Origin of the sequence: Burkholderia sp. AU44665 (assembly GCF_030504405.1) — a bacterium.
GTDB classification, from domain to species: domain Bacteria; phylum Pseudomonadota; class Gammaproteobacteria; order Burkholderiales; family Burkholderiaceae; genus Burkholderia; species Burkholderia semiarida.
Genome location: NZ_JAUJRI010000011.1, coordinates 45,469 through 71,700, shown reverse-complemented (window position 1 = coordinate 71,700; position 26,232 = coordinate 45,469). Strand labels below are relative to the sequence as shown.

The 26,232-nt window shown below is 68.4% G+C and carries 28 protein-coding genes and 1 tRNA gene; 13 read left to right on the top strand and 16 right to left on the bottom strand.

What is annotated here, in order from left to right; translation table 11 throughout:
- Positions 1 to 73 precede the first annotated feature (73 nt).
- The gene (locus tag QZM15_RS21970) at positions 74 to 400 is read left to right on the top strand and encodes a c-type cytochrome (RefSeq protein WP_059576751.1); all 327 of its coding nucleotides are present in this window, start codon (positions 74 to 76) and stop codon (positions 398 to 400) included.
- Between the two features lie 142 nt (positions 401 to 542).
- Here the strand turns inward: QZM15_RS21970 and QZM15_RS21965 are convergent, their stop codons facing one another.
- The 3 genes from QZM15_RS21965 to QZM15_RS21955 are packed head-to-tail and all read right to left on the bottom strand — an operon-like array spanning position 543 to position 3,298.
- Entirely contained in the window at positions 543 to 1,310 is a 768-nt protein-coding gene (locus QZM15_RS21965) for a DUF2486 family protein (protein ID WP_124861230.1), read from the bottom strand.
- Between the two features lie 25 nt (positions 1,311 to 1,335).
- The gene (locus tag QZM15_RS21960) at positions 1,336 to 1,752 is read right to left on the bottom strand and encodes a DNA polymerase III subunit chi (RefSeq protein ID WP_006484796.1); all 417 of its coding nucleotides are present in this window, start codon (positions 1,750 to 1,752) and stop codon (positions 1,336 to 1,338) included.
- 34 nt (positions 1,753 to 1,786) lie between these two features.
- Positions 1,787 to 3,298 (bottom strand): leucyl aminopeptidase, encoded by a 1,512-nt coding sequence (locus QZM15_RS21955; RefSeq protein WP_059576757.1) that lies wholly within the window; start codon positions 3,296 to 3,298, stop codon positions 1,787 to 1,789.
- 122 nt (positions 3,299 to 3,420) lie between these two features.
- Here QZM15_RS21955 and lptF point away from each other — a divergent pair, with 122 nt between their 5' ends.
- Genes lptF through QZM15_RS21940 form a run of 3 tightly spaced genes read left to right on the top strand, consistent with a single transcriptional unit; the run spans position 3,421 to position 6,078 of the window.
- Positions 3,421 to 4,515: an LPS export ABC transporter permease LptF gene (gene lptF, locus QZM15_RS21950; RefSeq protein WP_059576759.1), complete on the top strand. Its 1,095-nt coding sequence runs from the start codon at positions 3,421 to 3,423 to the stop codon at positions 4,513 to 4,515.
- A gap of 3 nt (positions 4,516 to 4,518) precedes the next feature.
- Positions 4,519 to 5,667, top strand: coding sequence for an LPS export ABC transporter permease LptG (gene lptG / locus QZM15_RS21945; protein ID WP_059576762.1), 1,149 nt, complete (start codon positions 4,519 to 4,521; stop codon positions 5,665 to 5,667).
- A 27-nt stretch (positions 5,668 to 5,694) separates the two neighbouring features.
- Positions 5,695 to 6,078, top strand: a complete 384-nt coding sequence (locus QZM15_RS21940) for a sirohydrochlorin chelatase (RefSeq protein ID WP_060311876.1) — start codon at positions 5,695 to 5,697, stop codon at positions 6,076 to 6,078.
- 134 nt (positions 6,079 to 6,212) lie between these two features.
- On the opposite strand, the gene cobA is transcribed toward QZM15_RS21940, so the two are convergent.
- The 6 genes from cobA to QZM15_RS21910 form a co-directional block, all read right to left on the bottom strand.
- Positions 6,213 to 6,962, bottom strand: a complete 750-nt coding sequence (gene cobA / locus QZM15_RS21935) for a uroporphyrinogen-III C-methyltransferase (protein ID WP_059576768.1) — start codon at positions 6,960 to 6,962, stop codon at positions 6,213 to 6,215.
- A gap of 100 nt (positions 6,963 to 7,062) precedes the next feature.
- A complete protein-coding gene (locus QZM15_RS21930; protein ID WP_059576771.1) occupies positions 7,063 to 8,379 on the bottom strand; it encodes a sulfate adenylyltransferase subunit 1 in 1,317 nt (438 codons plus the stop codon).
- A gap of 22 nt (positions 8,380 to 8,401) precedes the next feature.
- Positions 8,402 to 9,364 carry a sulfate adenylyltransferase subunit CysD gene (cysD, locus tag QZM15_RS21925; protein ID WP_059576774.1) on the bottom strand — a complete coding sequence of 321 codons (963 nt, stop codon included), beginning with the start codon at positions 9,362 to 9,364 and terminating at the stop codon, positions 8,402 to 8,404.
- Positions 9,365 to 9,439: 75 nt separating this feature from the next.
- Positions 9,440 to 10,192: a phosphoadenylyl-sulfate reductase gene (locus QZM15_RS21920; protein WP_226222716.1), complete on the bottom strand. Its 753-nt coding sequence runs from the start codon at positions 10,190 to 10,192 to the stop codon at positions 9,440 to 9,442.
- The gene (locus QZM15_RS21915; protein WP_059576779.1) at positions 10,189 to 10,731 is read right to left on the bottom strand and encodes a DUF934 domain-containing protein; all 543 of its coding nucleotides are present in this window, start codon (positions 10,729 to 10,731) and stop codon (positions 10,189 to 10,191) included. Before QZM15_RS21915 ends, QZM15_RS21920 begins: the two co-directional genes overlap by 4 nt.
- 25 nt (positions 10,732 to 10,756) lie before the next feature.
- Positions 10,757 to 12,436 (bottom strand): nitrite/sulfite reductase, encoded by a 1,680-nt coding sequence (locus QZM15_RS21910; protein ID WP_059576781.1) that lies wholly within the window; start codon positions 12,434 to 12,436, stop codon positions 10,757 to 10,759.
- Positions 12,437 to 12,650: 214 nt separating this feature from the next.
- Between QZM15_RS21910 and QZM15_RS21905 the strand changes: the two genes are divergently transcribed.
- The 3 genes from QZM15_RS21905 to QZM15_RS21895 all read left to right on the top strand — a co-directional run bounded on the left by QZM15_RS21905 (position 12,651) and on the right by QZM15_RS21895 (position 15,068).
- On the top strand, positions 12,651 to 13,592 hold the full coding sequence (locus QZM15_RS21905) for a CysB family HTH-type transcriptional regulator (protein WP_027785173.1): 942 nt from the start codon (positions 12,651 to 12,653) through the stop codon (positions 13,590 to 13,592).
- 123 nt (positions 13,593 to 13,715) lie between these two features.
- Positions 13,716 to 14,891, top strand: a complete 1,176-nt coding sequence (locus tag QZM15_RS21900; protein ID WP_226222719.1) for an ABC transporter substrate-binding protein — start codon at positions 13,716 to 13,718, stop codon at positions 14,889 to 14,891.
- A 92-nt stretch (positions 14,892 to 14,983) separates the two neighbouring features.
- Positions 14,984 to 15,068 (top strand) — tRNA-Leu (locus QZM15_RS21895).
- Positions 15,069 to 15,189: 121 nt separating this feature from the next.
- Here QZM15_RS21895 and QZM15_RS21890 read toward each other — a convergent pair.
- A complete protein-coding gene (locus tag QZM15_RS21890; RefSeq protein ID WP_226222721.1) occupies positions 15,190 to 16,092 on the bottom strand; it encodes a LysR family transcriptional regulator in 903 nt (300 codons plus the stop codon).
- Positions 16,093 to 16,212: 120 nt separating this feature from the next.
- Between QZM15_RS21890 and QZM15_RS21885 the strand changes: the two genes are divergently transcribed.
- Complete coding sequence (locus tag QZM15_RS21885) at positions 16,213 to 16,950, top strand: SDR family oxidoreductase (RefSeq protein WP_059576789.1); 738 nt, start codon at positions 16,213 to 16,215, stop codon at positions 16,948 to 16,950.
- 43 nt (positions 16,951 to 16,993) lie between these two features.
- Entirely contained in the window at positions 16,994 to 17,893 is a 900-nt protein-coding gene (locus QZM15_RS21880; RefSeq protein WP_226222723.1) for an SDR family oxidoreductase, read from the top strand.
- Positions 17,894 to 17,923: 30 nt separating this feature from the next.
- Here QZM15_RS21880 and QZM15_RS21875 read toward each other — a convergent pair whose 3' ends face one another.
- Positions 17,924 to 18,814: an alpha/beta fold hydrolase gene (locus tag QZM15_RS21875; RefSeq protein WP_226222725.1), complete on the bottom strand. Its 891-nt coding sequence runs from the start codon at positions 18,812 to 18,814 to the stop codon at positions 17,924 to 17,926.
- Between the two features lie 106 nt (positions 18,815 to 18,920).
- Between QZM15_RS21875 and QZM15_RS21870 the strand changes: the two genes are divergently transcribed.
- Positions 18,921 to 19,808: a LysR family transcriptional regulator gene (locus QZM15_RS21870; protein WP_124861224.1), complete on the top strand. Its 888-nt coding sequence runs from the start codon at positions 18,921 to 18,923 to the stop codon at positions 19,806 to 19,808.
- 73 nt (positions 19,809 to 19,881) lie between these two features.
- Here the strand turns inward: QZM15_RS21870 and QZM15_RS21865 are convergent, their stop codons facing one another.
- The 4 genes from QZM15_RS21865 to copC form a co-directional block, all read right to left on the bottom strand.
- Positions 19,882 to 20,811: a LysR family transcriptional regulator gene (locus tag QZM15_RS21865; protein WP_060311862.1), complete on the bottom strand. Its 930-nt coding sequence runs from the start codon at positions 20,809 to 20,811 to the stop codon at positions 19,882 to 19,884.
- Between the two features lie 167 nt (positions 20,812 to 20,978).
- Positions 20,979 to 21,752: an SDR family oxidoreductase gene (locus tag QZM15_RS21860; RefSeq protein WP_006478064.1), complete on the bottom strand. Its 774-nt coding sequence runs from the start codon at positions 21,750 to 21,752 to the stop codon at positions 20,979 to 20,981.
- Between the two features lie 179 nt (positions 21,753 to 21,931).
- Entirely contained in the window at positions 21,932 to 22,432 is a 501-nt protein-coding gene (locus QZM15_RS21855) for a DinB family protein (RefSeq protein ID WP_059576802.1), read from the bottom strand.
- A 66-nt stretch (positions 22,433 to 22,498) separates the two neighbouring features.
- Positions 22,499 to 22,873 carry a copper homeostasis periplasmic binding protein CopC gene (gene copC / locus QZM15_RS21850; RefSeq protein ID WP_059576805.1) on the bottom strand — a complete coding sequence of 125 codons (375 nt, stop codon included), beginning with the start codon at positions 22,871 to 22,873 and terminating at the stop codon, positions 22,499 to 22,501.
- Positions 22,874 to 22,987: 114 nt separating this feature from the next.
- Between copC and QZM15_RS21845 the strand changes: the two genes are divergently transcribed.
- Together QZM15_RS21845 and QZM15_RS21840 are read left to right on the top strand one after the other, a co-directional pair.
- Positions 22,988 to 23,704 carry a 16S rRNA pseudouridine(516) synthase gene (locus QZM15_RS21845; RefSeq protein ID WP_302107236.1) on the top strand — a complete coding sequence of 239 codons (717 nt, stop codon included), beginning with the start codon at positions 22,988 to 22,990 and terminating at the stop codon, positions 23,702 to 23,704.
- Positions 23,705 to 23,810: 106 nt separating this feature from the next.
- A complete protein-coding gene (locus QZM15_RS21840; RefSeq protein ID WP_011546000.1) occupies positions 23,811 to 23,999 on the top strand; it encodes a hypothetical protein in 189 nt (62 codons plus the stop codon).
- Here QZM15_RS21840 and QZM15_RS21835 read toward each other — a convergent pair.
- Positions 23,982 to 25,016: an NAD-dependent epimerase/dehydratase family protein gene (locus tag QZM15_RS21835; protein WP_059576812.1), complete on the bottom strand. Its 1,035-nt coding sequence runs from the start codon at positions 25,014 to 25,016 to the stop codon at positions 23,982 to 23,984. The genes QZM15_RS21840 and QZM15_RS21835 overlap by 18 nt on opposite strands.
- 108 nt (positions 25,017 to 25,124) lie before the next feature.
- Here QZM15_RS21835 and QZM15_RS21830 point away from each other — a divergent pair, with 108 nt between their 5' ends.
- The gene (locus QZM15_RS21830) at positions 25,125 to 26,156 is read left to right on the top strand and encodes a CDP-6-deoxy-delta-3,4-glucoseen reductase (protein ID WP_006478058.1); all 1,032 of its coding nucleotides are present in this window, start codon (positions 25,125 to 25,127) and stop codon (positions 26,154 to 26,156) included.
- Positions 26,157 to 26,232: the final 76 nt, after the last annotated feature.

Below are 26,232 nucleotides of genomic sequence, written 5' to 3'. Positions count from 1 at the left end.
CAAAACGTGCTTCCCCTTTGCTTCTATAATGCGCGGACCATGAAGCCGGCCGTCCCCGCCGGCGGAGAACCGCATGAAACAGACGATATTGCGCGTGCTGCTCGCCACGCTGCTGACCGGCAGCGCGGCGGCGGCCCGTGCCGACCAGGCCGGCGGGCTCGCGCTGGCGCAACGCAAGAACTGCATGGCCTGCCATGCCGTCGGCAAGCCGCTGATGGGGCCGTCGTTCCACGACATCGCCGGCAAGTACGCGGCGCGCGGCGACGCCGTCGATTATCTGGCGCAATCGATCGTGAAAGGCAGCGTCGGTGTATGGGGCAGCGTGCCGATGCCCGCCAATACGCAACTGACGAGCGCCGAAGCGCACACGCTTGCCCAGTGGGTGCTGTCGGTACGCTGACGCGGACACCCGCGCGGCGTGCCCATGCCGTGCAGGGCGTCGCAGGCGGGCCGCCCTGACCGGCGGACCGGCGCCTCACCGCCGGCTTCGCAGGCCCTTACCCAGCCGCTCCCTCTTTTTCACCGTCGCGAACGATGGCCGTTCAGCCGGCATGCCCGGCGCGACGGCGGGCGATTTCTTCATCGACCGCATCGCGCACCCAGTCCATCACCTCGGTTTCCAGTGCGAGTGCGACTTCGCGCGTGACCTGGCCGACCAGCCAGGCCGAATGTTCATGCAGCGCATCGCGACAACGCGCTTCGATGGCCTCGCGCCCCGCCCCGGTCAGATAGTTCGTCAGGCGATGGCGCAGCCGTTCGGCGATGTGCTGCGCATCCTCGGGCGTGAGCGCGGCCGCGGCGGGTGCGTCCGGCAGCGGTGCGGTGCCCGACGGGCCCGCGTGCGGCACTGCCGTCTCGGGCGCGTGCACGGCCGCCTCGCGCGCAATCGCGGCGAACGTGGGCTGCGGCAACCCCTCATCGACCAGCGACGAGCGCAGCGGCGCCGTCATCGCCGCCGCCTCTTCGGCAACCACGTGCCCGGCGGCGCCCGGTTCGGCCGGCGCATCGGTCTCGCCCGCATCCGCAGGCGTCACCACGTCTCCCTGCAACTCGACAGCCGGGACGTGCGGCGTCGGCACGGGTTCGACGACGACGGATTCGGGGTCGGCTTCGGTTTTCGGGGGAGCCGGCGCGGCGCCTGCGCCGGGGACGATCACGTCGGTGAGCACCGGAATCGCCGCGCTGTCGTGCGGCAGGGGTGCGGCCGACGCGGACACGGCGGCCGATGCGGACGAGCGAGCCGGCGCCGGCTTGCCCGGCACCAGCACGTCGGTCAGCGTCGGGATCGAGGATGAATCGGCTTCTGTCACGGGAACACTCCGTCGACGGTTGCGGCTAGCCGCCCTGCTTGTAATTGTTCAGCGCGTAGCCGCGGTCGCGGTAGAACCGGTAGCGGTCGCGACCCGCGGCCAGCTCGTCCGGCGCGTTGCCGACCACTTCGAGCAGGCGCTCGAAGCGGGCGAACTGCGCGGGCACGGTCGCGCCGAGGTTCAGCAGCACGTGGTGATGCGGCGCGCGATCGAGATCGGCGGCCAGCACGATCGGCGTGCCGGCTGCGTGCTCGCTGTCGACGCCGCAATGCGGGATGAAATCGAGCGGCGAGAACGTCCAGAGCCGCTCGTCGAGCGCGCGCAGGCGCGCGGGCTCGGCGAGCACGACGACCGGCTGCCCGGCCTGATAGGCCTTGCGCAGCAGCCGGCACGCATACGCGAGCGAATCGCCGACGTTCGAGTGGAAATCGATCCGCGTCATTGCCCGCGCACCCGCTGCGTCGTCGGTACCGCCATCACTGGCCGGCGCGGTCGATCAGGAACTGCGCGAGCAGCGGCACCGGACGGCCCGTCGCGCCCTTCGCGGCACCGCCCTTCCATGCGGTGCCCGCGATGTCGAGGTGGGCCCACGGATAGCTCTCCGTGAAGCGCGACAGGAAGCACGCCGCGGTCACGGCGCCGGCCGGACGCCCGCCGATGTTCGCGAGATCCGCGAAATTCGACTTCAGCTGCTCCTGGTACTCGTCGTCGAGCGGCATGCGCCATGCCGGGTCGTTCGCCTCGCGCGACGCGTCGAGCAGTTCGCCCGCGAGCGCGTCGTTCGTCGAGAACAGCCCGCTGTTGTGGGCGCCGAGCGCGATCACGCACGCTCCCGTCAGCGTCGCGACGTCGATCACGGCGGCCGGCTTGAAGCGCTCGGCATACGTGAGCGCGTCGCACAGGATCAGGCGGCCTTCGGCGTCGGTGTTCAGCACCTCGATCGTCAGCCCCTTCATGCTGGTGACGATGTCGCCCGGCTTCGTCGCGTTGCCGCCCGGCATGTTCTCGCAGGTCGGCACGATCGCGACGACGTTGATCTTCAGGCCCATCTCGGCGACCGCGCGGATCGTGCCGAGCACCGAGCCCGCGCCGCACATGTCGTACTTCATCTCGTCCATGCCCTCGCCCGGCTTCAGCGAGATGCCGCCCGTGTCGAACGTGATGCCCTTGCCGACCAGCACGACCGGCGCGGCCTTCGCGGCAGCGCCCTGGTAGTGCAGCACGATGAATTGCGGCGGCTCGACCGACGCGCGCGCGACCGACAGGAACGAGCCCATCTTCAGCGCCTGGATCTGCTTGAGCCCGAGGACTTCGGCCTTCAGGCCCCAATCCTTCGCGATCTTCTTCGCGGTGTTGCCGAGATAGGTCGGCGTGCAGACGTTGCCCGGCAGGTTGCCGAGATCGCGGGTGAGATCCATCCCGTTCGCGAGCGCGACCGCCTGCTTGACCGCGACCTTCGCGGCCTTCTCGTCCGCCGGGTCGACGCTGAACACGACGCGCTTGAGCGTGTGCGACGCCGGTTCCGGCTTGCTCTTCATCTGCGTGAAGCGGTAGGTCTCGTTGCGCAGCGCGAGGATCGCGGCGCGCACGCCCCAGTCGGAGCTGCGCTCGTCGACCGGCAGCTGCGCGAGCGAGAACGTGACCTGGACGACCTTGGTCGCCAGCAGCGCGCGCCACGCGGCGGTGACCGCGTCGTTATAGGCTTTCTGATTGAAAGCATCCTGCTTGCCGAGCCCGACGAGCAGCACGCGCGACGCGCCGATGCCCGATACTTCGTGCAGGAACAGCGTCTTGCCGCGCTTGCCGTCCATGTCGCCGGCCTTCACCACGCGCGAGATCAGCCCCTTGGTGGCCGTGTCGATGTCGAGCGCCGCGCCCGACAGGGTCTGCGCCTCGAAGATGCCGAGCACGATGCAGTCGGACTTCCCGGTCAGGAACCCCTTGGCCTCGCCTTTGCTCCAATCACAGCCTTTTATGCTAAAGTCCATCGCGCTTGTCCTCGGATAAAATCTGGGCTAAGGATGAAAGCCGCAATTATCCGCTATTTTTCCCGTGGCGGCGCGAGCGCTCCACCACGCGTGCGCAGCCTCCCGCCCTCTTCTCATCAAGAATGATCTTCGAACGCTCCCTCCAGCGCGAGCTTGCGTATACGGCTGGCGCCGTGTTCATGGTGCTGCTCACGATCATGCTCACGACGATGATGATTCGCATCGTCGGCTACGCCGCGTCCGGCGAAATCGATCCGCGCGACGTGCTTGTGCTGATCGGCCTGACCGTGATCGGCTACCTCGCCGTGATGCTCGTCGTCACGCTGTTCGTGTCCATCCTGTTCGTGCTGACCCGGTGGTACCGGGACTCCGAAATGGTGGTGTGGCTCGCGTCGGGCGTGAGCCTTACGCGCCTCATCAAGCCGATCGGCGTGTTCGCCACGCCGATCATCCTGCTGATCACCTTCTTCGCGTTCGTCGGCTGGCCGTGGTCGAACCAGCAGAGCAAGATGATCAAGGCGCGCTTCCAGCAGCGCGACGAGATCTCGCTGCTCGCGCCCGGCCAGTTCCGCGAATCGGCCGCGAATCATCGCGTGTTCTTCATCGAGAAGATGTCGCCCGACCAGAGCAAGGTGCAGAACGTATTCGTCACGTCGACGGAAAACGGCAAGCTCAACGTGGTCGTGTCGCAGACGGGCCATACGGAAACCTCGAAGGACGGCGATCGTTTCGTCGTCCTCGAGGACGGCCGCCGCTACGACGGCACGCCCGGCCAGCCGAACTTCAAGATCATGGAGTTCGAGCGCTACGGCGTGAAGATCACGAGCAAGCCGGTCGTCAACGTGCAGACCACCAACAGCACGCCCACCCCCGACCTGCTGCGCAACCCGACGCGCGACAACCTCGCGGAATTCGCGTGGCGCGCGGGGCTGCCGCTGATCGCGATCAACCTGATGGTGCTCGGCATCCCGCTCTCGTACCAGAACCCGCGTCGCAGCCGCACGATCAATCTCGTGATGGCCGTGCTGATCTACCTCACGTACTCGAACCTGCTGAACGTCGTGCAGGCGCAGATCGAGCAGGGCAAGATGTCGTTCGGCGTCGGCCTCGTCGGGCTGCACGTGCTCGTCGCGGCGATCGTCGCATTCATTTTCTGGTTGCGCGTGCGCAATCGTCCGCTGTTGACACGCGCGCTGTTCGGCCGCTCGGGAGCATGATCGATGCGGCTCTATGAAAAGTACTTCGCGCGGCAGATCTACGTCACGTTCATCTTCATCCTGTTCGCGTTCTCCGGCCTGTTCTTCTTCTTCGACCTGATCAGCGAGCTGAACTCGGTCGGGCACGGCAACTACAAGTTCGGCTACGCGGTGCTGCGCGTCGCGCTGCAGACGCCGTCGCGCTTCTACGAGATCATCCCGGTCGCCGCGCTGATCAGCGCGATCTACGTGTTCGCGCAGATGGCCGCGAACTCGGAATTCACGATCTTCCGCGTGTCGGGCCTCGCGACCAACCAGGCGCTGCGCTCGCTGCTGAAGATCGGCGTGCCGCTCGTGATCGTCACCTACCTGATCGGCGAATTCGTCGGGCCGTACGCGGATCAATTGTCCGAGCGCGTGCGGCTGCAGGCGCTCGGCGCGTCGGTGTCGTCGAACTTCCAGTCGGGCGTGTGGGTGAAGGACACGCTCGCGGCCCGCGAGAACGGCGAGCAGGTCACGCGCTTCGTCAACGTCGGCAGCCTGTCGCCCGACTCGACGATCAGCAACGTGCGCATCTACGAATTCGATTCGAAATTCCAGCTGCAGAACGTGCGGATCGCGCAGACCGGCCGCTACGAGCCGCCCGGCCACTGGCTGCTGACGGGCGTGACCGAAACCGAGCTGACGCCGATCAAGCCGGTCAGCGGCCAGCCGGCCGATGCGCTGAACCCCGTGTACCGGTCGCAGCAGGTGTCGCTGCCCGAATACCGGCTGCGGTCCGACCTGACGCCGCAGATTCTGTCGGTGCTGCTCGTGTCGCCGGAGCGCATGTCGATCATCAACCTGTTCCGCTACATCCAGCACTTGCGCGAGAACCAGCAGGACACGCAGCGCTACGACATCGCGCTGTGGCGCAAGCTGCTGTATCCGTTCGCGGTGTTCGTGATGCTCGTGCTGTCGCTGCCGTTCGCGTACCTGCACACGCGGGCCGGCGTGGTCGGCGTGAAGGTGTTCGGCGGCATCATGCTCGGCATGAGCTTCCAGCTGCTCAACACGCTGTTCTCGCACATCGGCACGCTGAACACGTGGCCCGCGCCGCTCACTGCCGCGACGCCGGGCCTCATCTATCTCGCGCTCGGCCTGTTCGCGCTCAAGTGGGTCGACCGGCACTGAGCGCCGCGTCGCGACGGAGGCTTCGACATGCATTCGCACGGTATCGTCCTGTTCGGCCACGGCGCCCGCGATCCGCGCTGGGCCGAGCCGTTCGAGCGGCTCGCCGCGCGGCTGCGCGGCGCCGGCTCCCCCGCCACGCAGGTGTCGCTCGCGTTCCTCGAACTGATGACGCCGTCGCTCGGTGAGGCCGTGGCCGCGCAAGCCGCGGCCGGCTGCACGCGCATCACCGTGGTGCCGGTCTTTTTCGGCCAGGGCGGCCACGTGCGCCGCGATCTGCCGCAACTCGTCGACGCATGCCGCGCCGCGCATCCGGGCGTCGACATCCGCTGCGCGACAGCCGTCGGCGAAGACGACGGCGTGCTCGACGCGGTCGCGCGCTACTGCATCGAGCAGATCGATCGCGACGCGTGAGCGAAGCGGCGAGCCGTAGCGGCGAGCCGTAGCGGCGAGCCCAAACAAAAAAGCGCTGGCTTCGGTAGCCAGCGCTTTTTTTCACCTATCGGACCCATCGCCGCATCGCCTGTCACGCGGACCGCTCCGCCGACTCAAGCGGCATTGCGCAACGCGTCGCCCTCTTTCGCGATCCGTACGCGTTCGGCGAACGCATCGCCGATCATCAGCAGGCTCGGTTCGGCCGGGTCGAGCCACGCCTGCGCGTCGCCCGCGGCCATCTGCGCGAGCGTCAGCGTCAGCGTGCGCTCGCGCGCGGTGCTGCACGCCTCGACGATCGCGACCGGCGTCGCGGGTGCACGGCCCGCGTCGATCAGCTGCTGTGCGATGCCGGGCGCGCTGTCGCGGCCCATGTAGTAGACGATCGAATCGGCGCGCGCGGCCTCGCGGATCTCGTCGCTGCCCGGTGCGCGGCTGTGCGTCGCGAACGCGACGCTGCGCGACACGCCGCGCAGCGTCAGAGACCGCTTCAGCGTCGCCGCGCCGGCCAGCGCCGCGGTGATGCCCGGCACGACCTCGTAGTCGATGCCTGCCGCCTCGAGCGCGCGCATTTCCTCTTCCGCGCGGCCGAACAGCATCGGATCGCCGCCCTTCAGCCGCACGACGCATGCATGCTCGCGCGCCGCGTCGACGATCTGCTTGTTGATGAAGTGCTGCGCGGTCGAACGCTGCCCGCAGCGCTTGCCGACGGCGATCTTGCGCGCGTTCGGCGCGTAGTCGAGCATCGCCGGCTCGACGAGCGCGTCGTGCAGCACCACGTCGGCCTGCTCGAGCAGCCGCATGCCGCGCACCGTGATGAGGTCCGCGGCGCCCGGCCCTGCTCCGATCAGATACACCTTGCCCATGTTTGTCGCTTCGCTAGTCGTGCTCATGCTCATGCGGATGCCGGCCGGCGCGCGCCGCCGCGTGGGCGGCGCTGAACGCCGGTCATGCCGCTCATGCGCGTTATGCCGAGAACGCCCGGATCATGCCGGCGGCGACCGTGTGATGCGTCGCCTCGTCGATCAGCACGAACGCGCCCGTACCGGGGTGCGCATCGTACGTGTCGCAAACGATCGGCTTCTGCAGCGTCAGCGCCACGCGCCCGATGTCGTTCATCTTCAGTTCCTGACGGTCAGTCGCGTGCGACAGCGTATGCACGTCGAGCACCTGCTTGACCGCGCCGATCTTCGCGAACACCGTGCTGGTCGTCTGCTTCAGCAGGTACTTGCGCTGCGGCGACAGCGGCGCCTCGTCGAACCAGCACAGGTCGGCCTCGAGCTTCTTCGCCGGCTCGACCGGCTCGGCGGTCGTGACGAACATGTCGCCGCGCGACACGTCGACGTCTTCCTCGACGCGAATCGTCACCGTCTGCCCCGCGAACGCATGCGGCACGGCCGCGGTGCCGCCCGGCACCGGTGCGATGATCTCGGCGACCGTCGCGGTGCGGTTCGACGGCAGCACGACGATCGTATCGCCGACCTTCACTTCGCCCGACTCGATCCGGCCCATGTAGCCGCGGAAATCGTCGGCCGAGCTGCCGTCCTGGCGCGCGACCCACTGCACCGGGAAGCGCAGCGCATCATGCGCCTGCGTCTCGACCGGCAGCGACTCGAGCACGTCGAGGAGCGGCTCGCCCGCGTACCACGGCATGCGCTCGCTCGCGCCGACGATGTTGTCGCCCTTGAGCGCCGACACCGGCACGAAGCGCACGTCGGTCAGGCCGAGCTGCTTCGCGAGCGCGACGTACGCATCGCGGATCTCGTTGAAGCGCGCCTCGCTGTAGTCGACGAGGTCCATCTTGTTGATCGCGACGATCACGTGCTGCAGCCCGAGCAGCTTGACGATCGCGCTGTGGCGCTTGGTCTGCGGCAGCAAATCGGCGACGCCGTTCTCGATCGTCACGCGCGTCGCGTCGATCAGGATGATCGCCGCGTGCGCGGTCGACGCGCCCGTGACCATGTTGCGCGTGTACTGCTCGTGCCCCGGCGTGTCGGCGATGATGAACTTGCGCTTCGCGGTCGCGAAGTAGCGGTACGCGACGTCGATCGTGATGCCCTGCTCGCGCTCGGCTTCGAGGCCATCGGTCAGCAGCGCGAGGTCGAGCTCGTCGCCGACCGTGCGCTTGTTCTTCGCGCGCGACAGCGCGGACAGCTGGTCGGACAGCACGGCCTTGCTGTCGTACAGCAGGCGGCCGATCAGCGTGCTCTTGCCGTCGTCGACGCTGCCCGCGGTGATGAAACGCAGCACGCCGAGGTCTTCGGTGTTCTCGATGATGCTCATGATGTGAATGTCCTCGTGTGCTTCAGAAATAACCTTGCTTCTTGCGCTGTTCCATCGCGGCTTCGGACGCCTGGTCGTCCATCCGGGTCGCGCCGCGCTCGGTGATCTCGGTCACCGCCGTCTCGGCGATGATCTTCTCGACGTCGTCCGCGTCGCTCTCGACCGGGCACGTGCAGCTGATGTCGCCGACCGTGCGGAAGCGCACCTGCGCGAGCTCGCTCGTCTCGCCGTCACGCATCGGCGTGAGCGGCGTGACCGGCACGAGCAGCCCGTTGCGGCGCACGATCTCGCGCTGGTGCGCGTAGTAGATCGACGGCAGTTCGAGGTTTTCGCGCGCGATGTACTGCCACACGTCGAGCTCGGTCCAGTTCGAGATCGGGAACACGCGCAGATGCTCGCCCTTGTGCAGGCGCGCGTTGTACAGGCTCCACAGTTCCGGGCGCTGCGCTTTCGGATCCCACTGGCCGAATTCGTCGCGGAACGAGAAGATGCGCTCCTTCGCGCGCGCCTTCTCTTCGTCGCGGCGCGCGCCGCCGATCAGCGCCGTGTAACCGTGCTGCTCGATCGTCTCGAGCAGCGTGACGGCCTGCGCGGCATTGCGCGAATCGGTCTCGCGGCGCAGCACGACCGTGCCGCGCTTGATCGAATCCTCGACGTGACCGACCACGAGCTCGGCGCCGAGCTCCTGCGCACGGCGATCGCGGAAGTCGATCACTTCCTCGTAGTTGTGGCCCGTGTCGATATGCACGAGCGGGAACGGCAGCGTCGTCTTGCGGTTCGCGCCGAGGCCGAACGCCTTCAGCGCCAGATGCAGCACGACGACCGAATCCTTGCCGCCCGAGAACAACAGCGCCGGCTTGCTGCATTCGGCCACGAGTTCGCGCAGGATGTGGATCGACTCGGCTTCGAGCCAGTCGAGGTGGCCCATGCGGCTGTCGGCGCCGGCGGGCGGGGCAAAGGCGGATTGCTCGAGCGTCGTGCTCATGATTTCAGTCCTTCTCTTCTGGGTTCGTGCCGCCCGCTGTCGCGGGCGGCGCAATATTCGGTTTCTTGTCGGCTTTCAGTGCGCGGCGCCGGCGTCGGCATTCGCGGGAATCGGCGTGATCGTCGTGACGTGCAGCCCGCACTCCTTCGTGTCGCGCGACTCCCACCACCAGCGGCCCGCGCGGCTGTCCTCGCCGGGACGGATCGCGCGCGTGCACGGCTCGCACCCGATGCTCGGGTAGCCGCGCGCATGCAGCGGGTTGACCGGCACGTCGAACGCGTCAAGGTACGCCCATACGTCGGCTTCCGTCCAGTCGGCGAGCGGGTTGTACTTCGCGATCCCGCGCGCTTCGTCCTGTTCTTCCTCGTGCAGCTCCGCGCGCGTGACCGACTGCTCGCGACGCTGGCCCGTCACCCACGCGCCGACGTCGGCCAGCGCGCGGTTCAGCGGCTCGACCTTGCGGATATGGCAGCACGACTTGCGCAGCTCGACGCTCTCGTAGAACGCGTTCAGGCCGTGCTCGGCCACATACTGGTCGACCGCGTCCTGCCGCGGATGGAACTGCTCGATCTCGTAGCCGTAGCGCTCGCGCACGCGATCGATCATGCCGAGCGTTTCCGCGTGCAGGCGGCCCGTGTTCAGCGAGAAGATGCCGATCGGCACGCCCTTCGACAGGATCGCGTGCGTGAGCAGCATGTCTTCCGCGGCGAGGCTGCTCGCGAACTTCACCTTGTCGTGACGCTCGCCGATGCGCACGAGCAGCGCGTCGAGACGCTCGACCTTCGCGGCGAGTTCCGGCGTCAGCGCGGTGGCGGTCGCGGTGCTCATGCGCTCACCTTGGTGTCGGCCGCAGCCGCGCGGCGGCGGAACAGCGGCGCCGGCTCGTCGAACGCGCCCTGGTAACGCTGCGTGAATTCCGTGAACGCGTTCAGCGCGTCGTGGATGTCCTTGTCGGCCCGCACCGCGAATGCGTCGAAGCCGCAACGCGACATGTACAGCAACTGGTCGCGCAGCACGTCGCCGATCGCGCGCAGCTCGCCGGTCCAGCCATGCCGCTCGCGCAGCAGGCGCGCGATGCTGTAGCCGCGGCCGTCCGCGAAGCGCGGGAAGTCGACGGCGATCAGCGAGATCGCGCCGAAGTCGGCCACGAGATCGGCCGGTTCGCTATCCGGCGCGAGCCACACGCCGAGTTCGTCCTTCGTCTTCGCGGCGACGAGCGCCGCGCGCTCGGCCTGCCACAACGCGAACGGCACCAGCACCTTGCCGGCCGGCAATGCGTCGACCGCGGGCAGCGTACCGTCTTCCGCCGCGCGCACGACCTGCCATGCGTCGTCGATCACTGCGCGGTTCTTGATAATCGAAGCCATCTGCAAATTCCTTCTACCCGGTTGGTTACGCGTTCACTGCCTGGCGCGCCGCATACACGCGCTCCTTGAACGGCGCGATGCCGATGCGATCGTACGTATCGACGAAGCGCTCGCCGTCGATGCGTGCCTCGACGAACGTATCGATCAGCTTCGCGATCACGTCGGGCACTTCTTCCGCCGAGAACGACGGCCCGATCACGCGGCCGAGGCGCGCGCCGTTGCGGCCCGTGCCCTGCTCGCCGCCGAGCGACACCTGGTACCACTCGGCGCCGTCCTTGTCGACGCCGAGAATACCGATGTTGCCGACGTGGTGGTGACCGCACGAGTTCATGCAACCGGAAATGTTCAGCGACAGGTCGCCGAGGTCGTACACGTAGTCGAGATCGTCGAAACGCTGCTGGATCGCCAGCGCGATCGGGATCGACTTCGCGTTCGCGAGCGAGCAGAAGTCGCCGCCCGGGCACGCGATGATGTCGGTCAGCAGGCCGATGTTCGGCGTCGCGAAACCGGCCGCCTTCGCCTTTTCCCACAGCGCGAACAGGTCGCGCTTCTTCACGTTCGCGAGAATCAGGTTCTGCTCGTGCGACACGCGCAGCTCGCCGAACGAGTACGCGTCGGCCCAGTCGGCGACCAGATCCATCTGCGCGTCGGTCGCGTCGCCCGGCGCCACGCGGTGATCCTTCAGCGACAGCGTGACGGCCGCATAGCCCGGCACCTTGTGCGGCGCGACGTTACGCTCGACCCAGCGCGCGAACGCCTTGTTCTCGAGCAGGTGCTGTTCGAACGACGCGTCGGTGTCGGCCAGCTTCTCGTAGACGGGCGGCTGGAAGTACTGCGACACGCGGTCGAGTTCGGCCTGCGTAAGCGTCGACGGGCCGTCCTTCAGGTGCTGCCACTCCTCCTCGACCTGCTGCGCGAACTTCGCCGGCGACAGCGCCTTCACGAGGATCTTGATCCGCGCCTTGTACAGGTTGTCGCGGCGGCCGTAGCGGTTGTACACGCGCAGCACGGCTTCGCAGTAGGTGAGCAGGTGCTGCCACGGCAGGTCTTCCTTGATCACCGCGCCGACGATCGGCGTACGGCCGAGGCCGCCGCCCGCGAGAATGCTCGCGACCACCTCGCCCTGCGCGTTCTTCTTCAGGTACACGCCGAGGTCGTGGATCTGCACGGCCGCGCGGTCATGCTTCGAACCCGACACCGCGATCTTGAACTTGCGCGGCAGCCACGCGAATTCGGGATGGAACGTCGACCACTGGCGCAGGATCTCGGCCCACGGGCGCGGATCGATCTCTTCGTCCTGCGCGACGCCGGCGAACTGGTCGGCCGTGATGTTGCGGATGCAGTTGCCCGACGTCTGGATGCCATGCATCTGCACCGACGCGAGCTTCGCGAGGATCTCGGGCGTGTCCTCGAGCTGGATCCAGTTGAACTGAATGTTCGAGCGCGTCGAGAAGTGGCCGTAGCCGCGGTCGTGCTCGCGGGCGATGCGCGCGAGCATCCGCAGCTGGTCGCTGCGCAGGTTGCCGTACGGAATCGCGATGCGGTGCATGTACGCGTGGCGCTGCATGTACAGGCCGTTCTGCAGACGCAGCGGACGGAACTCGTCTTCGCTCAACTCGCCCGACAGCCGGCGGCGCACCTGATCGCGGTACTGCGCGACGCGTTCGTCGACGATCGTCTGGTCGTATTGGTCGTACTGATACATTCGGGGACCCCAGGGTTTTCGTGGTGACCGCGCGACGTCCTAGCCACGTCGCGCCCGAATCTCCGTTCCGTCGTCACCGCCGCCAACCGCTGCCGGCTGGATTGCTAATGACGAAAACAGATATCCATATTTGAAAAACTCCGGTGAATCGTAATAAACTCCCCTTATATTTCAAACGACTAAAAAATTCTGTTGATATGCGGAAGGGTTATAAATGAACCTGCACCAATTTCGCTTCGTGCGCGAGGCCGTCCGGCAGAATTTCAACCTCACCGAGGCCGCCAAGGCGCTCTACACGTCGCAGCCGGGGGTATCGAAGGCGATCATCGAGCTCGAGGACGAGCTGGGCGTCGAGATCTTCACGCGGCACGGCAAGCGCGTGCGCTCGCTCACCGAGCCGGGGCGGATCATCCTTGCATCGGTCGAGCGGATCCTGCAGGAAGTGGAAAGCCTGAAAAGGGTCGGGAAGGATTATGCGGCGCAGGATCAGGGCAACCTGACCATCGCGGCCACCCACACGCAGGCCCGCTACTCGCTGCCGGCCGCGATCGCCGAATTCAAGAAGCGCTTCCCGAAGGTCCACCTGTCGATCCTGCAGGGCAGCCCGACGCAGGTGGCCGAGATGGTGATTCACGACCAGGCCGATCTCGCGATCGCGACCGAGGCGATCTCCGACTACAAGGAGCTCGTGTCGCTACCCTGCTTCCAGTGGCATCACGCGGCCGTCGTGCCGGCCGACCACCCGTTGCTCGAACGCAAGCCGGTCACGCTGGACGATCTCGCCCAGTACCCGCTGATCACGTACGACGACGCGTTCGCGGGCCGCAAGAAGATCAACCATGCGTTCGCGCTGCGCGGGCTGTCGCCGGACATCGTGCTCGAGGCGATCGACGCCGACGTGATCAAGACCTATGTCGAGCTCGGACTCGGCGTCGGCATCATGGCCGACATCGCGTTCAATCCCGAGCGCGACCGCGGCCTGCGGCTGATTCCGGTCGGCCACCTGTTCGGCAGCAACGTGACGCGCGTCGCGCTCAAGCAGGGCGCCTACCTGCGCAGCTATGTGTATACGCTGGTCGAGCTGCTGTCGCCGACGCTGAACCGCAAGCTGATCGAACAGGCGCTCAAGGGCGAATCCGAATCGTACGAGCTGTAAGCGCGCCCAGGCCCCGAGGGGCTCGGCAGAACCCGGGGCGGCCCGGCGTTTTCTCGAGCCCGCGTGTATAAACACAGGGGGCGCATATCGCGCCCCTTTTTGCTGCCCGACGGAGATTCCCGCATGACGCTTCCCGCCCTGCCACGGCTTTCCGCCTCGTTGCGCCGCGCCGCCGGCGCCGCCCTCGTGCTGGCCTGCGCGGCCGCGCATGCCGACCTGAAGGTCGGCGTCGACCTGTCGTCCACCGGCCCGGCCGCCGCGATCGGCATCACGAGCAAGAACGCGATCCTGATGTGGCCGAAGACGATCGCCGGGCAGCCCGTGCAGGTCACGGTGCTCGACGACGCGTCCGACCCGGGCAACGCGGTGCGCAACATCCGCAAGCTGGTCGACGAGGATCACGTCGACGTCGTGGTCGGGCCGAACATCACGCCGGCCGCGCTCGCGGCGCTCGACGCGGTGGCCGCCGCGCAGACGCCGATGATCACGCTGGTCGGCTCCGGCGCGATCGTCGAGCCGCAGGAAGGCGCGCGGACCTGGGCATTCAAGATGGCGCAGGGCGACCGCGCGATGGCCGACGTGATGACGCGCTACATGGCCAACCACGGCGTGAAGACGGTCGGCTTCATCGGCTTCGCGGACAGCTACGGCGACAGCTGGCTCAACGAATTCACGCGCTTCGCGGAGCTGCGCAAGATTCGGGTGGTCGCGACCGAGCGCTTCAACCGCACCGACGCGAGCGTCACGGGCCAAGCGCTGAAGCTCATCGCGGCGAAGCCCGATGCGATCCTGATCGCGGGCTCGGGCACGCCGGCCGTGCTGCCGCAGCGCACGCTGATCGAGCGCGGCTACAAGGGCCCCGTCTACCAGACCCACGGGATCGCGACGCCGGAATTCATCAAGCTGGGCGGCAAGGACGTCGACGGGACGCTGTTCCCGACCCAGCCGGTCGTCGTCGCGCGCACGCTGCCGGCCGACCATCCGGCTCGCCAGGCCGCGCTCGCGTTCGTCGACGCGTACGAGGCGAAGTACGGCGCCGGCACGGTCACGCAGTTCGCGGGCGACGCGGCGGGCGTGTACCCGCGCCTGGCCGATGCGGTCGGCCGTGCGTTGAAAGCCGCGCAGCCCGGCACGCCCGCGTTCCGCACGGCGCTGCGCCGCGAGCTCGAACGCGCGCACGAACTCGTCGTGCCGAACGGCGTCGTCAATACGAACGACAAGGATCACGTCGGGCTCGATCAGCGCGCGAGCGTGATGGGCGTCGTGAAGCAGGGCCGCTTCGTCTACCTGAGCCAGTGACTTGCGTGCGGATGCCGGGCAGCTTGCCGGGCATTCGGTTTTCCGCCATAATTCGCGTTTCGCCGCGTACGACCATGCGCGGCCAGGATCAAGCCCAGGTGGTGAAATTGGTAGACGCAGGGGACTCAAAATCCCCCGCCGCAAGGCGTGCCGGTTCGATTCCGGCCCTGGGCACCAGTCTTTCGCAGCATCCCGCGCTGCCACTGTCGAAACCCGCGCAAGCTCGCCGCTTCGCGGGTTTTTTGTTTTGGCCGCGCGTTCCTCACCGCATCGAGTGACCGACAGCGGCCTGCCGTCCTCAGCCCGTCAACTCGCGGACGAAGTCGAGAAACACCCTCACCTTCGCGGCGACGAGGTTCGACGCGTGGTGATACGCGTAAAGCGGGAAGGTCTCGTCGGTCCATTCCGGCAATAGCAGGACCAACCGCCCGTCGGCGAGCATGTCCCGCGCATAGAGCTCGAGCAGTTGCGCAATGCCGACGCCGCCGATGCACGCGCCGAGCAGCCCGCCCGTATCGTTGACCATCAGCCTGCCGGCGGCGTCGACCGGCACGACTTCCTTGCCGCGATGAAATTCCCATTCGTACGGTCGCCCCGTCACCGGATCGCGGATCAGCACGCACCGGTGACCGTCCGCGAGATCCCGAGGGTGCCGCGGCTCGCCGTGACGCGCGACGTAGGCCGCTGACGCGCAGGTCAGCACGCGCGTCTCGAGCAGCAGTCGCGCTCGATATGACGACGGCTCCGGGATGCCGAAGCGCACGGCCACGTCGAAGCCGTCGGCGACGAGGTCGCCCATCCGGTCCCGCACGCTGATCTCGACCGACAGATCGGGAAAGCGGTCGAGAAATTCCGCCATCCGCGGCGCCAGCACGTAGTGGCCGAACGTGCCGTCCACGTTGACCCGCAGCCGCCCCCTCACGCGCGCCTTCGACTGGCCGGCGTCGAGCGCCGCCTCCTCGATACCGGCCAGCAGCGGCGCGACCGCCTCGTAAAAGCGTCGCCCTTCGTCGGTCAGCGTGATCGCGCGCGCCGTCCGGTTGAAGATCCGGATGCCGACCCGCTCTTCCAGCCGCGCGACCGCGCGGCTCACCGCCGGTTGCGTCAGCCCCATCGCCTCGCCCGCCCGCGCGAAGGTGCCGGCCTCGATCACCGCAGAGAGCACGCCGATACCACTGAGCAACCTGCTGTCGAATCCCATGAGACATACTTTCAGTCATTCATCTACTTATCATTATTCATTATTTTTATTGATCGAGGAAGCCTACAGTAGTCCTGTCGCCGGATCGAACGGCATTCACCCATTCACCAGGAGCAGGACATGAGCACATCGGAACAGGTCGCCCTCGTCACGGGTTCGTCGCGCGGCATCGGCGCGGAAATCGCCCGCCAGCTCGCCCGGGACGGCTTCCGGGTCGTCGTCAACTATGCCGGCAGCGCCGGCCCGGCCCGCGAAGTGGTCGACGCGATCGTCGCCGACGGCGGCCATGCCGTCGCGGTGCAGGCGAACGTCGCCGACCCGGCGGCCGTGGCCGCGCTGTTCGACGCCGCCCACGACGCATTCGGCGGCCTGGACGTGGTAGTCAATTCCGCGGGCGTGATGAAGCTGGCGGCCATCGCCGACTGCGACGATGCGCTGTTCGACGAAACGTTCGCGATCAACGTGAAAGGCACGTTCAACGTCTGCCGCGAAGCGGCCAGGCGGGTGCGCGACGGTGGACGCATCATCAACCTGTCGACCAGCGTGATCGGCATGCGCATGCCGACTTACGGCGTGTACGTCGCCAGCAAGGCGGCGGTCGAAAGCCTCACGCAGGTGCTGGCGCAGGAAATGCGCGGGCGCGGCGTCCGCGTGAACGCCGTCGCGCCGGGGCCCGTCGCGACCGAGTTGTTTCTGCAGGGCAAGAGTCCCGAACTCGTCGATCGGCTCGCGAAGCTGAACCCGCTCGAGCGGCTCGGCCAGCCCGACGACATCGCGCGCGTCGTTGCATTCCTCGCCGGCCCCGACGGCGCGTGGATCAACGGCCAGATCCTGCGCGCCAACGGCGGCATGTGCTGACCGACCGCTCGCGGCCATTCGTCTTTTCGCCAGGAGATCGCTCATGAAGGAAGTCGTCCTCGTCACCGGCGCGTCCAGCGGCTTCGGCTTGCTGACGGCCCAGGCGCTCGCCCGCGCCGGTCACACGGTCTACGCGTCGATGCGCGAGCTCGCCGGGCGCAACGCGCCGCGCGCCGCCGCCGTCGCCGCCTATGCGCAAGAACACGGCGTCGATCTGCGCACCATCGAACTCGACGTCGGCGACGACGCATCGGTCGATGCCGCAATCGAGCGCGTGATCGCCGACCACGGCCGTCTCGACGTCGTCGTCCACAACGCGGGCCACATGGTGTTCGGGCCGGCCGAAGCCTTCACGCCCGAACAGCTCGCGCAGCTCTACGACGTCAACGTCGTGTCGACCCAGCGCGTGAACCGCGCGGCGCTGCCGCACCTCCGCCGTCAAGGCCGCGGCCTGCTCGTGTGGGTGTCGTCCTCGTCGGCGCGCGGCGGCACGCCGCCGTTCCTCGCGCCCTACTTCGCCGCGAAAGCCGCGATGGACTCGCTCGCGGTGTCCTACGCGGCCGAACTCGCCCGCTGGGGCATCGAAACGTCGATCGTCGTGCCGGGCGCGTTCACCCGCGGCACGAATCACTTCCTCCATGCCGGCAAGCCGGCCGATACCGCCGTGCAGGCCGCCTACGACAGCGGGCCGTACGCGGGCGTCGCCGACCAGGCATTGACGGGCCTCGCCGCGCTCGAGCCGGCGGACGCCGACGCCGGCGCCGTCGCCACGGCGATTGCCGAGCTCGTCGCGGCGCCGGCCGGCAAGCGCCCCTACCGCGTGTTCGTCGATCCGTCGCAGGACGGCGCCGAGGAAGTGTTCCGCGTCGGCGATCGCATTCGCCGCGAAATGTTCAGGAACATCGGGCTCGCCGACCTGCTCGCGCCGCGCGTCGGCGGCTGATCCTTCGCGCGCCGGGCCGGCCGGCGCGCGTCAACCCGCCTCGCAGAACCCGAGAATCGCGTCCGCGACCGCCGCCGGCGCCTCCCGCTGCGGAAAGTGCCCCACGCCGTCCAGCACGTGCCGCGCGTAGCGCCCGGCGAAGAACCGCTCGCGGCCGGCCGAGCTGTCCGGATGATTGCAGGCGTCCGCGCCGCCGTGCAGCACGAGCGTCGGGACCGCCAGCACGGGCGCCGGGTTCAGCCGCGCGTCGTCGTCGGCATAGGCCGGCGTGCCCGGCGCGAAGCCCCAGCGCTGCCGATACGAATGCAGCACGACGTCGATCCAGTCGGGCCCGTCGAATGCGACGGCCGCTGCGTCGAAATCGCTGTCGCGATACCAGCCCGGCGGCGACCAGGTATCCCACATCAGGCGCGCGAACGCGCGGCGGTCGTCGCGCAGCGCCTGCTCGCCGCGCGGCGTCGCCATGAACCAGTGATACCAGTAGTTGCGCGCCTGCTGCAGCGACAGCGGCTGAGCGGGATCGTTGGTGCCGTACCCGACCGACAGCATCACGAGCTGGGATGCAACACCGTCTTGCAGCCCGCACGCGTTCGCGGCCGCGCGGGCGCCCCAGTCGTGCCCGACCAGCACGGGCCGCTCGATACCGAGCGCATCGACGAATTCGAGCAGGTCGCGCCCGAGCGCCGCGAGCTGGCCGCTGCGCGGCACGGACGCGTCGCGAAAGCGCGTCGGCGCGAAGCCGCGCAATGCGGGCGCCAGCACGCGATAGCCGCGCGCGGCGAGCGCCGATGCCACCGGCTCCCAGCCGACCGGGCTGTCCGGCCAGCCATGCAGCAGCACGGCCACGCGTTCGCCGCGCGGGTTCCATTCGAGATAGGCAATGTCGAGCGACGCGGTCGTCGCATGCGCATAGGTCGTCATCGTGTACTCCGCCAGAGGGGCTTGAACATACGATGGTAGGCCGGCCTTTCATCACGATTCGCGGAGTATCATCATTCATTACTCATATATTGCGTCGAATCGATCCATGGAACCGTCGCCCTCGCCCGCCTCGACCGCGCTCGACATCGCGTTGCTGCGCACGTTTCTCGAAGTCGTCGACAGCCGCGGGTTCGCGCCGGCCGCGGAGCGCCTCGCGCTGACGCCGTCCGCCGTCAGCGGCCACATCAAGCGGCTCGAACAGGCGGCCGGCACCGTGCTGCTCGCGCGCACGACCCGCCGGATCGCGCTGACGCCGGCCGGCGACACGCTGTACGCGTACGCGCGCAACATCGTCGACATGGAGCGCGAAGTGCGCGCCCGGCTGCGCGGCGCGCCGGCGCACGGGCCGCTGCGGGTCGGGGCGTCCGAGGATTTCGCCTGCACGTGGCTGCCGCAGGTGCTGCGCACGTTCCGCGACGGCCATCCGCACACCTCGATCGAACTGAAGGTCGGCATCACCGCGTCGCTGCTGCGGGAGCAATCGCTCGGCCGGCTCGACGTCGTGTTCGGCAAGCAATGCCGACAGGTCGACACGCCCGGCGAGCTGCTGTGGGAAGAGCCGCTCGTGTGGGCGTTCGCGGCCGATACGGCGCTCGACGCCGAGGAACGCGTGCCGCTCGCGCTGTTTCCGGAGCCGTGCGTGTACCGGGAAGCCGCGGTGTCCGCGCTCGCGGCGGCGCTACGGCCGTTTCGCGTGCTGTTCGAAAGCGCGAGCATGGCCGGCTGCATGTCGGCCGCGCTCGCCGGCTTCGCGGTCACGGCGCTCGCGCGCAGCCAGTTGCGCGACGGCCTGCGCGCGTGCGGGCCGCAAGACGGCCTGCCGGCGCTGCCGGCCGCGCGCTTTTACGCGTTCGCGTCGAAGCCCGCGGGCGTCGGCGCCGCGTTGATCGACGCGGTACGGGCCACCGGGCGCACACGGCAGTTCGCCGCCTGAGCGCCCGCGGCGCGCTCGGCGCACGGGCCGACGAACGGCGGCACGGCCCGCGGAGACCCGCGCGTTGTCGCCTTCAATCGCCGCTGCTGCTCGCGCCCGCGCCGTTCAATGCATCGGCCATCAACTCCCCGAACCACTCGACGAACGCGTTGAGCCGCCGGGAGCGGTGCCGTCGGTGCGGATACACGGCCGACACGTCCATCGGCTCGGCGCGATGGCCGGGCATCACGTCGACGAGCGCGCCGCTTGCCAGCAGATGCTCGACGTCGAAGCGCGGAATCTGGATCAGCCCCATTCCGGCGATACAGCTGGCGATATAGGTTTCGGCGTTGTTGACGATCACGCGGCTCGGCAGCGTCAGCACGTGCCGCTGCCCGTTGGCGCAGTATTCCCAGCCGAGCTCGCGCCCCGTCGTCGGCGACGCATAGCCGATCGCCCAGTGCCCGCGCGCGAGCGCATCCGGATGCTCGGGCACGCCGCATTCGCGCAGGTAGTCGGGGCTCGCGCAGTTGATCAGCGTGAACTGCCCGAGCGGCCGCACGACGAGGCTGCTGTCCGCGAGCCGCCCGACGCGGATCGCGCAATCGACGCCCTCCTGCACGAGGTCGATCGCGCGGTCCGTCGAGCCGAGCGACAATTGCAGCTTCGGGTGGCGGCGAAACAGCGACGGCAGCGCGGGCGCCACGACGCGGCGCGCGATCCGGCTCGGCACATCGACGTTCAGCCGCCCGACCACGTCGCGGTCGCGGCGCCGGAACAGGCGGTCGAGGTCGTCGGCTTCCGCGAGCAGGCGCCGGCCGCGTTCGACCAGCAGCGCGCCGTCGGCAGTCAACTGCACCTGGCGTGTCGTGCGGTGCAGCAGCCGTGTGCCGAGCGCCGTCTCGAGCTGCAGGACGGCCGCCGACACGGTCGCGCGCGGCACGTCGAGCGCATGCGCGGCCTTGATGAAGCTGCCCATCTCGGCAACCTGCAGGAAGATCCTGACCTGATCCAGCTTGTCCATCGGCGGGAAACCCGGGTTCGAACGACGGTCGCCGCCGGCCGCCGCGCATCGCGGCCGGCTTCGGCGGCACGGAGAAAACGGGCGCGCGGCCTCGCGGCCGCGCGCCCGTCCATTGTCCACGCAAACGCGCCAGTGCGGTGCGCCGCGCGGCCGCAAGCGGCCCCCGGTTACTTGGTCGTGTAGCCGCCGTTGATCAGGATCGTCTGGCCCGTGATCCACCAGCCGTCGGTCACGAGATGGCGGATGAACGGCACGACGTCCTCGATGTCGGTCAGCCCCGTCTTGCTGAACGGCGACAGCGCGGCGGCCGTCTTGTGATACGCGACCGCGTCGGCGCCTTCGGCCGGATAGAAGAACGGCGTGTCCATCGGCCCCGGCCCGACGGCCGTCACCGAAATGCCGCGTGCGCCGTACTCCTTCGACGCCGCGCGCGTGAAGTGCTCGACCGGCGCCTTCGATCCTTCGTATGCCGCATAGAACGGCGTGAACGCGCCGAGCAGCGACGTCACGAGCGTGACGAGCTTGCCGTGATCCTCGAGATGCCGCCCGGCTTCCTTGATGAAGAAGAACGCCGACTTGCTGTTGACCGCGAACATCTCGTCGTACTCGGCTTCGCTGATCTCGGTGAACGGCTTCTTCAGCACCTTGCCGACCGTGTTGATCGCGATGTCGATCTTGCCGAAGCGCTGCTTCGCGTCGTCGAACAGCTTCTCGACCGCGGCCGCCGTCGTCAGGTCCGCCTGGAACGTCGCGGCCTCCGCGCCGGCCGCGCGCACCGCGGCGGCCGTTTCCTCGGCCTGCGCCTGCGACGCCGCGCTGTTGTAGTGAATCGCCACCGCCTTCGCGCCGTGGCCCGCCAGGTCCCGGGCGATCAGGCCGCCGAGATTCTTTGCACCGCCTGCGATCAGGACGACCTTGTCTGCGAGCGTATGAGTTGCCACGGTTGACTCCTTTTTTCGTTGAACGAAGCTAGGAGTGTAGGCACACGCGCCCCGCCGATCAGCCGGCCGCGGCTGGATGGATCATCCAGAAAATCGGTCCAGTCGAAGCCGCGCAAGGAGGTCTTCCGCACCGACGGCGACGCCGGATTCCGCTGTCGATCGCGCGGCCGCCGGCCGGTTCAGCGCGCGTACAGCGCCGCGTCGATCTTGCCGAGCAGCCACTGCATGCCGGCCAGATGCTGCTGGTCGTGACTGCACAGGTAATGGACGAGCCCGCGCACGGTCAGCGAGCCGTAGCCGTCGAATTCGCCGGTACGCTCGAACTGTTCGGGCGTGAGGCGCGACAGCAGCGCCAGCGTCTCGCGCCGTGCGTCGCGGATCGCCGCGAGCACGTCGGACGCATACGCGTCGTCGTAGCGCCGCTGAACCGCGAGCGCGTCGCCGTCGATCGACACGAGCAGCGGCCGGTCTTCGTCGAGCATGCGCCGCAGCCGCACGTGATAGCCGTCGATCTCGATGTCGCGCACGTGGCAGAGCTGCCCGAGCGGCGAGAAATGCTCGCTCGGTATGCCGGCCCAGTCGTCGGGCGTCCAGCGCGCATAGCCGTCGGGCACGGCCGCGAAATGCGCTTCGAGTTGACGGGGGAAATCGGCGAGTGCGTCGAGCGTCGTCGGATTCATGCGGAAGACTCCCTGTCGGATAGAGGCGGGCAGCAACCCTGGCACAGGCCTGCCGCCCCCGTTGCGTCACTTCACGCCGAAGCCGTACGCGCCCTGCGTGCGATGCCCGTCGGTCGCGACGGCCACCCACTTCACCGTGTACGCGCCGGTGGCGAGCGCCGCGAGCGGCACCGTCATGCGCTTGCGGTTCGACGCGTCGATGCGCGCGCGGCCGTTCGACACCGTCTTGCCGTCGGCGTCGACGACGACGATCGAGCTGAATGCGGGCTCCAGCGGCTCGGTGAAGTCGATCGTGACGGCGGCCGGTGCGGCAGCCAGCATCGCGCCCGACGCCGGGTCGCTCTTCGCGAGATGCGCGTGCGCGAACGCGGCCGACGAAACGGTTGCTGCGACGATGACGGCGGCCGCGTGGCGGCCGAACGGGAATGAATCGAAACGCATGAACTGTCCGTGAAGAATGGGCGGGCGCCGCGCACCGCACGGCGTTCCGGCAGCTTACCAGCGCATGCGCGTTCATGCCGGCCCTACGCCGCCGCTTGATAGAATGCGCGCGCTATGGATCTCGAAAGCATTCTCTACACCCAGGGCTTCGGCTCGCGCCGCCAGTGCCGCGGCCTGATCGAGGCGGGCCGCGTCGCCGTCGCGGGCGCCGCCGCGACCGACCCGGACGCCATCTTCGACACCGACGGCCTCGTGTTCGAGGTCGACGAGGCCGCATGGCCGTTCCATGCGCGCGCGTATCTCGCGCTCAACAAGCCGGCCGGCTACGAGTGTTCGCGCGATCCGCAGCACCATGCGAGCGTGTTCAGCCTGCTGCCGGCGCCGCTCGTCGCGCGCGGCGTGCAGTGCGTCGGCCGGCTCGACCAGGACACGACCGGCCTGCTGCTGCTGTCGGACGACGGCCAGTTCGTGCACGCGTACACGTCGCCGAAGCGCAAGGTGCCGAAGACCTACGTCGCGACCGTGCGCCACCCGCTCGACGACACGCAACTGCACGCGCTGCGCACCGGCGTGCAACTGCATGGCGAGCCGAAGCCGATCGCGGCCGTCGCCGCCGACGCCCGCGCCCCGCACACGCTCGCGCTGACCGTCCTCGAAGGCAAGTACCACCAGGTCAAGCGGATGGTCGCGGCAGCGAGCAACCGCGTCGAATTGCTGCACCGCGAAAGCATCGGCGGCTTCACGCTGCCGGCCGATCTCGCGCCCGGCGCATGGCGCTGGCTCGACGAAGCCGACCTTTCCGCGCTGCGCAATCCCGTCGAAACCCTGTAAGGGAAAATCCGCACGACCGTTCGGTGTCCGGCCGCCTCTCGGCCACAGGTTCCCCCGCTATACTGAAATCACAAGCTGCAAGAGCGGCGATGCAGGGGGAGACATCATGAACATCAACCATTCTTTCGAACTGTCGTCCGTGATGATCGCGTTCGCGGTCATCGGCGTCATCGTGATCGGCGGGCTGCTGGCCACGATGCATCTGAAGCACAAATATCACCCGAACCTGATCGGCGCGCTGATCGGTGCGCTGCTGTGCTTCCTGCTGATCGAGGCGTTACCGGCGCTCACCTGACGCGCTGCCCGGCGCGAGCGTTTGAAGGAAATCGTCTACGGTCGGATAGCGCAACGTCACGCACAATTCGGCCTTGAGCCGTGCGTTGGACAGGCGCCGCGACTCGCGCATGAAGGACAGCAGCGTCGGCTCGAGCAGGCGTTCGGCGTCCGCGCGGCTCACGCGCGGCGGCCTCGGCAGACCCAGCGCCTGCGCGACCCGGTCGAAATACTCTCCCATCCGCAGTTCGGTGTCGTCCGACGCGTGCACGACGCGCGCCGGCTTGCCGCGCTCGGCCGCACGACGCAGGATCGCCGCGAGATCGTCCGCGTGGATGTGGTTCGTGTAGACGTCGTCGGCCGGCTCGAGCGCCGGCGTGCCGCGCTCGAGCCGCGCAACTGGCAGGCGGTTAGCCGCGTAGATGCCCGGAATGCGCACGATGCGCGCGGACAGCACGCCGCGCACCGTCGCCGCACGCAGTTGCCGCTCGGCCGACACGCGCCGGAACGCGCGCGGGTTCGCGGGGCGCAGCGGGTGCGTTTCGTCGATGCGCGCGCCGCCGCAGTCGCCGTAGACGCCCGTCGTGCTGGCATAGACGAGCCTCGGCGCGCGAAGACCGTCGGGTACAATACGCGCTGCCCGAACGGGCGCGCCGGCCTGTCGCGCCGCGGTGCGCAGCCGTCGGAGCCGGCCGACCGCCGGTGCCGTCGGAGACGGCCGACGCGCGGGCATGGACGTTGCGGCGATCAGCGCACGCGTGCGCCGGTCGTCGCGGCCGTCGGATGGCGGCGGCGCGAGATGCAGGATCGTGCGGGCGACGCCCGCGAGGCGACGGAGCGTCGCCGGGCGATCGAGGTCGCCGACGATCGGCGTCGCGCCCGCGGCGCGCAATTCGCTGCGGCGAGCCGGGTGGCTCGTCAGCGCGAGGATGCGCAGGTCGGGGCGCGCGTCACGCCATTGCGCGACGCAGCGCATGCCGACGTCGCCGCAGCCGACGATCAATACGCGCGGCCGGCGCAGGATTCGTGTCGCGATCATGTTGGTTGCGAGATTCAGTAGCCGCCGTTGCGCGACGCGCAACGGTTTTGCATTGTAGCTGCCGTGCGCGACATGCACGGTCCCCCCATTTTGTTCTAGTTTGGTTCTATGGCATTCAACGTCACTCTCAAGCAAAGCGGCCGGCAATTCCAGGTCGAGTCGGACGAAACCGTGCTGGCGGCCGCGCTGCGCCAGAACGTCCACCTGCCGTACGGCTGCAAGAACGGCGCGTGCGGTTCCTGCAAGGGCCAGATCGTGTCGGGCCAGATCGAACAGGGCCCGCACGCCGCGTCGGCGCTGTCCAACGACGAACGCACGCGCGGCCTCGCGCTGCTGTGCTGCTCGAAGGCGCAATGCGATCTCGAGATCGACGTGCGTGAAATCGCCGGCGTCGACGGCGTGCAGGTCAAGAAGCTGCCGTGCCGCATCGCCGCGCTCGAACGCAAGGCGGACGACGTGATGGTCGTGAAGCTGCAGTTGCCTGCCAACGAACGCCTGCAGTACCTCGCGGGCCAGTACGTCGAGTTCATCCTGAAGGACGGCTCGCGCCGCAGCTACTCGATGGCGAACGCGCCGCACGAGGAAGGCCCGATCGAGCTGCACATCCGCCACATGCCGGGCGGCAAGTTCACCGACCACGTGTTCGGCGCGATGAAGGAGCGCGACATCCTGCGCTTCGAAGGCCCGCTCGGCACGTTCTTCCTGCGCGAGGATTCCGACAAGCCGATCGTGCTGCTCGCGTCGGGCACCGGCTTCGCGCCGATCAAGGCGATCATCGAGCACGTGAAGCATTCGGGCATCACCCGCCCGATGACGCTCTACTGGGGCGCGCGCCGCAAGAAGGACATCTACCTCGCCGAGCTCGCCGAGCAATGGGCGCGCGAGATCCCGAACTTCAAGTACGTGCCGGTCCTCTCCGAACCGGACGACGCCGACCAGTGGACCGGCCGCACGGGCTTCGTCCATCGCGCGGTGATCGAGGACCTGCCCGATCTGTCCGGCCACCAGGTGTACGCGTGCGGCGCGCCGGTGATGGTCGAATCCGCGCAGCGCGATTTCACGCAGCACCACGCGCTGCCGGCCGACGAGTTCTACGCGGACTCGTTCACGAGCGCCGCCGATCTCGCGCATCCGGTCTGAGCGCCGGGCGCCTGAACGCGCCCCGCTGCGCGCCGCCCGTGTCACATCCGTGGCATCGCGGCGGTTTACAGTGGGG

Bases quoted from the DNA above. Each gene is read 5' to 3' on its own strand.
- QZM15_RS21865 (WP_060311862.1), bottom strand. From the start codon at position 20,811: ATGGACAAGCTGGATCAGGTCAGGATCTTCCTGCAGGTTGCCGAGATG.
- QZM15_RS21830 (WP_006478058.1), top strand. From the start codon at position 25,125: ATGGCATTCAACGTCACTCTCAAGCAAAGCGGCCGGCAATTCCAGGTC.
- QZM15_RS21960 (WP_006484796.1), bottom strand. From the start codon at position 1,752: ATGACGCGGATCGATTTCCACTCGAACGTCGGCGATTCGCTCGCGTAT.
- copC (WP_059576805.1), bottom strand. From the start codon at position 22,873: ATGCGTTTCGATTCATTCCCGTTCGGCCGCCACGCGGCCGCCGTCATC.
- QZM15_RS21875 (WP_226222725.1), bottom strand. From the start codon at position 18,814: ATGACGACCTATGCGCATGCGACGACCGCGTCGCTCGACATTGCCTAT.
- QZM15_RS21930 (WP_059576771.1), bottom strand. From the start codon at position 8,379: ATGAGCATCATCGAGAACACCGAAGACCTCGGCGTGCTGCGTTTCATC.
- QZM15_RS21905 (WP_027785173.1), top strand. From the start codon at position 12,651: ATGAACCTGCACCAATTTCGCTTCGTGCGCGAGGCCGTCCGGCAGAAT.
- QZM15_RS21855 (WP_059576802.1), bottom strand. From the start codon at position 22,432: ATGAATCCGACGACGCTCGACGCACTCGCCGATTTCCCCCGTCAACTC.
- QZM15_RS21880 (WP_226222723.1), top strand. From the start codon at position 16,994: ATGAAGGAAGTCGTCCTCGTCACCGGCGCGTCCAGCGGCTTCGGCTTG.
- QZM15_RS21900 (WP_226222719.1), top strand. From the start codon at position 13,716: ATGACGCTTCCCGCCCTGCCACGGCTTTCCGCCTCGTTGCGCCGCGCC.
- QZM15_RS21920 (WP_226222716.1), bottom strand. From the start codon at position 10,192: ATGAGCACCGCGACCGCCACCGCGCTGACGCCGGAACTCGCCGCGAAG.
- QZM15_RS21940 (WP_060311876.1), top strand. From the start codon at position 5,695: ATGCATTCGCACGGTATCGTCCTGTTCGGCCACGGCGCCCGCGATCCG.
- QZM15_RS21970 (WP_059576751.1), top strand. From the start codon at position 74: ATGAAACAGACGATATTGCGCGTGCTGCTCGCCACGCTGCTGACCGGC.
- QZM15_RS21915 (WP_059576779.1), bottom strand. From the start codon at position 10,731: ATGGCTTCGATTATCAAGAACCGCGCAGTGATCGACGACGCATGGCAG.
- QZM15_RS21955 (WP_059576757.1), bottom strand. From the start codon at position 3,298: ATGGACTTTAGCATAAAAGGCTGTGATTGGAGCAAAGGCGAGGCCAAG.
- lptG (WP_059576762.1), top strand. From the start codon at position 4,519: ATGCGGCTCTATGAAAAGTACTTCGCGCGGCAGATCTACGTCACGTTC.
- QZM15_RS21885 (WP_059576789.1), top strand. From the start codon at position 16,213: ATGAGCACATCGGAACAGGTCGCCCTCGTCACGGGTTCGTCGCGCGGC.
- QZM15_RS21910 (WP_059576781.1), bottom strand. From the start codon at position 12,436: ATGTATCAGTACGACCAATACGACCAGACGATCGTCGACGAACGCGTC.
- QZM15_RS21870 (WP_124861224.1), top strand. From the start codon at position 18,921: ATGGAACCGTCGCCCTCGCCCGCCTCGACCGCGCTCGACATCGCGTTG.
- QZM15_RS21845 (WP_302107236.1), top strand. From the start codon at position 22,988: ATGGATCTCGAAAGCATTCTCTACACCCAGGGCTTCGGCTCGCGCCGC.
- lptF (WP_059576759.1), top strand. From the start codon at position 3,421: ATGATCTTCGAACGCTCCCTCCAGCGCGAGCTTGCGTATACGGCTGGC.
- QZM15_RS21840 (WP_011546000.1), top strand. From the start codon at position 23,811: ATGAACATCAACCATTCTTTCGAACTGTCGTCCGTGATGATCGCGTTC.
- QZM15_RS21835 (WP_059576812.1), bottom strand. From the start codon at position 25,016: ATGATCGCGACACGAATCCTGCGCCGGCCGCGCGTATTGATCGTCGGC.
- QZM15_RS21890 (WP_226222721.1), bottom strand. From the start codon at position 16,092: ATGGGATTCGACAGCAGGTTGCTCAGTGGTATCGGCGTGCTCTCTGCG.
- cobA (WP_059576768.1), bottom strand. From the start codon at position 6,962: ATGGGCAAGGTGTATCTGATCGGAGCAGGGCCGGGCGCCGCGGACCTC.
- cysD (WP_059576774.1), bottom strand. From the start codon at position 9,364: ATGAGCACGACGCTCGAGCAATCCGCCTTTGCCCCGCCCGCCGGCGCC.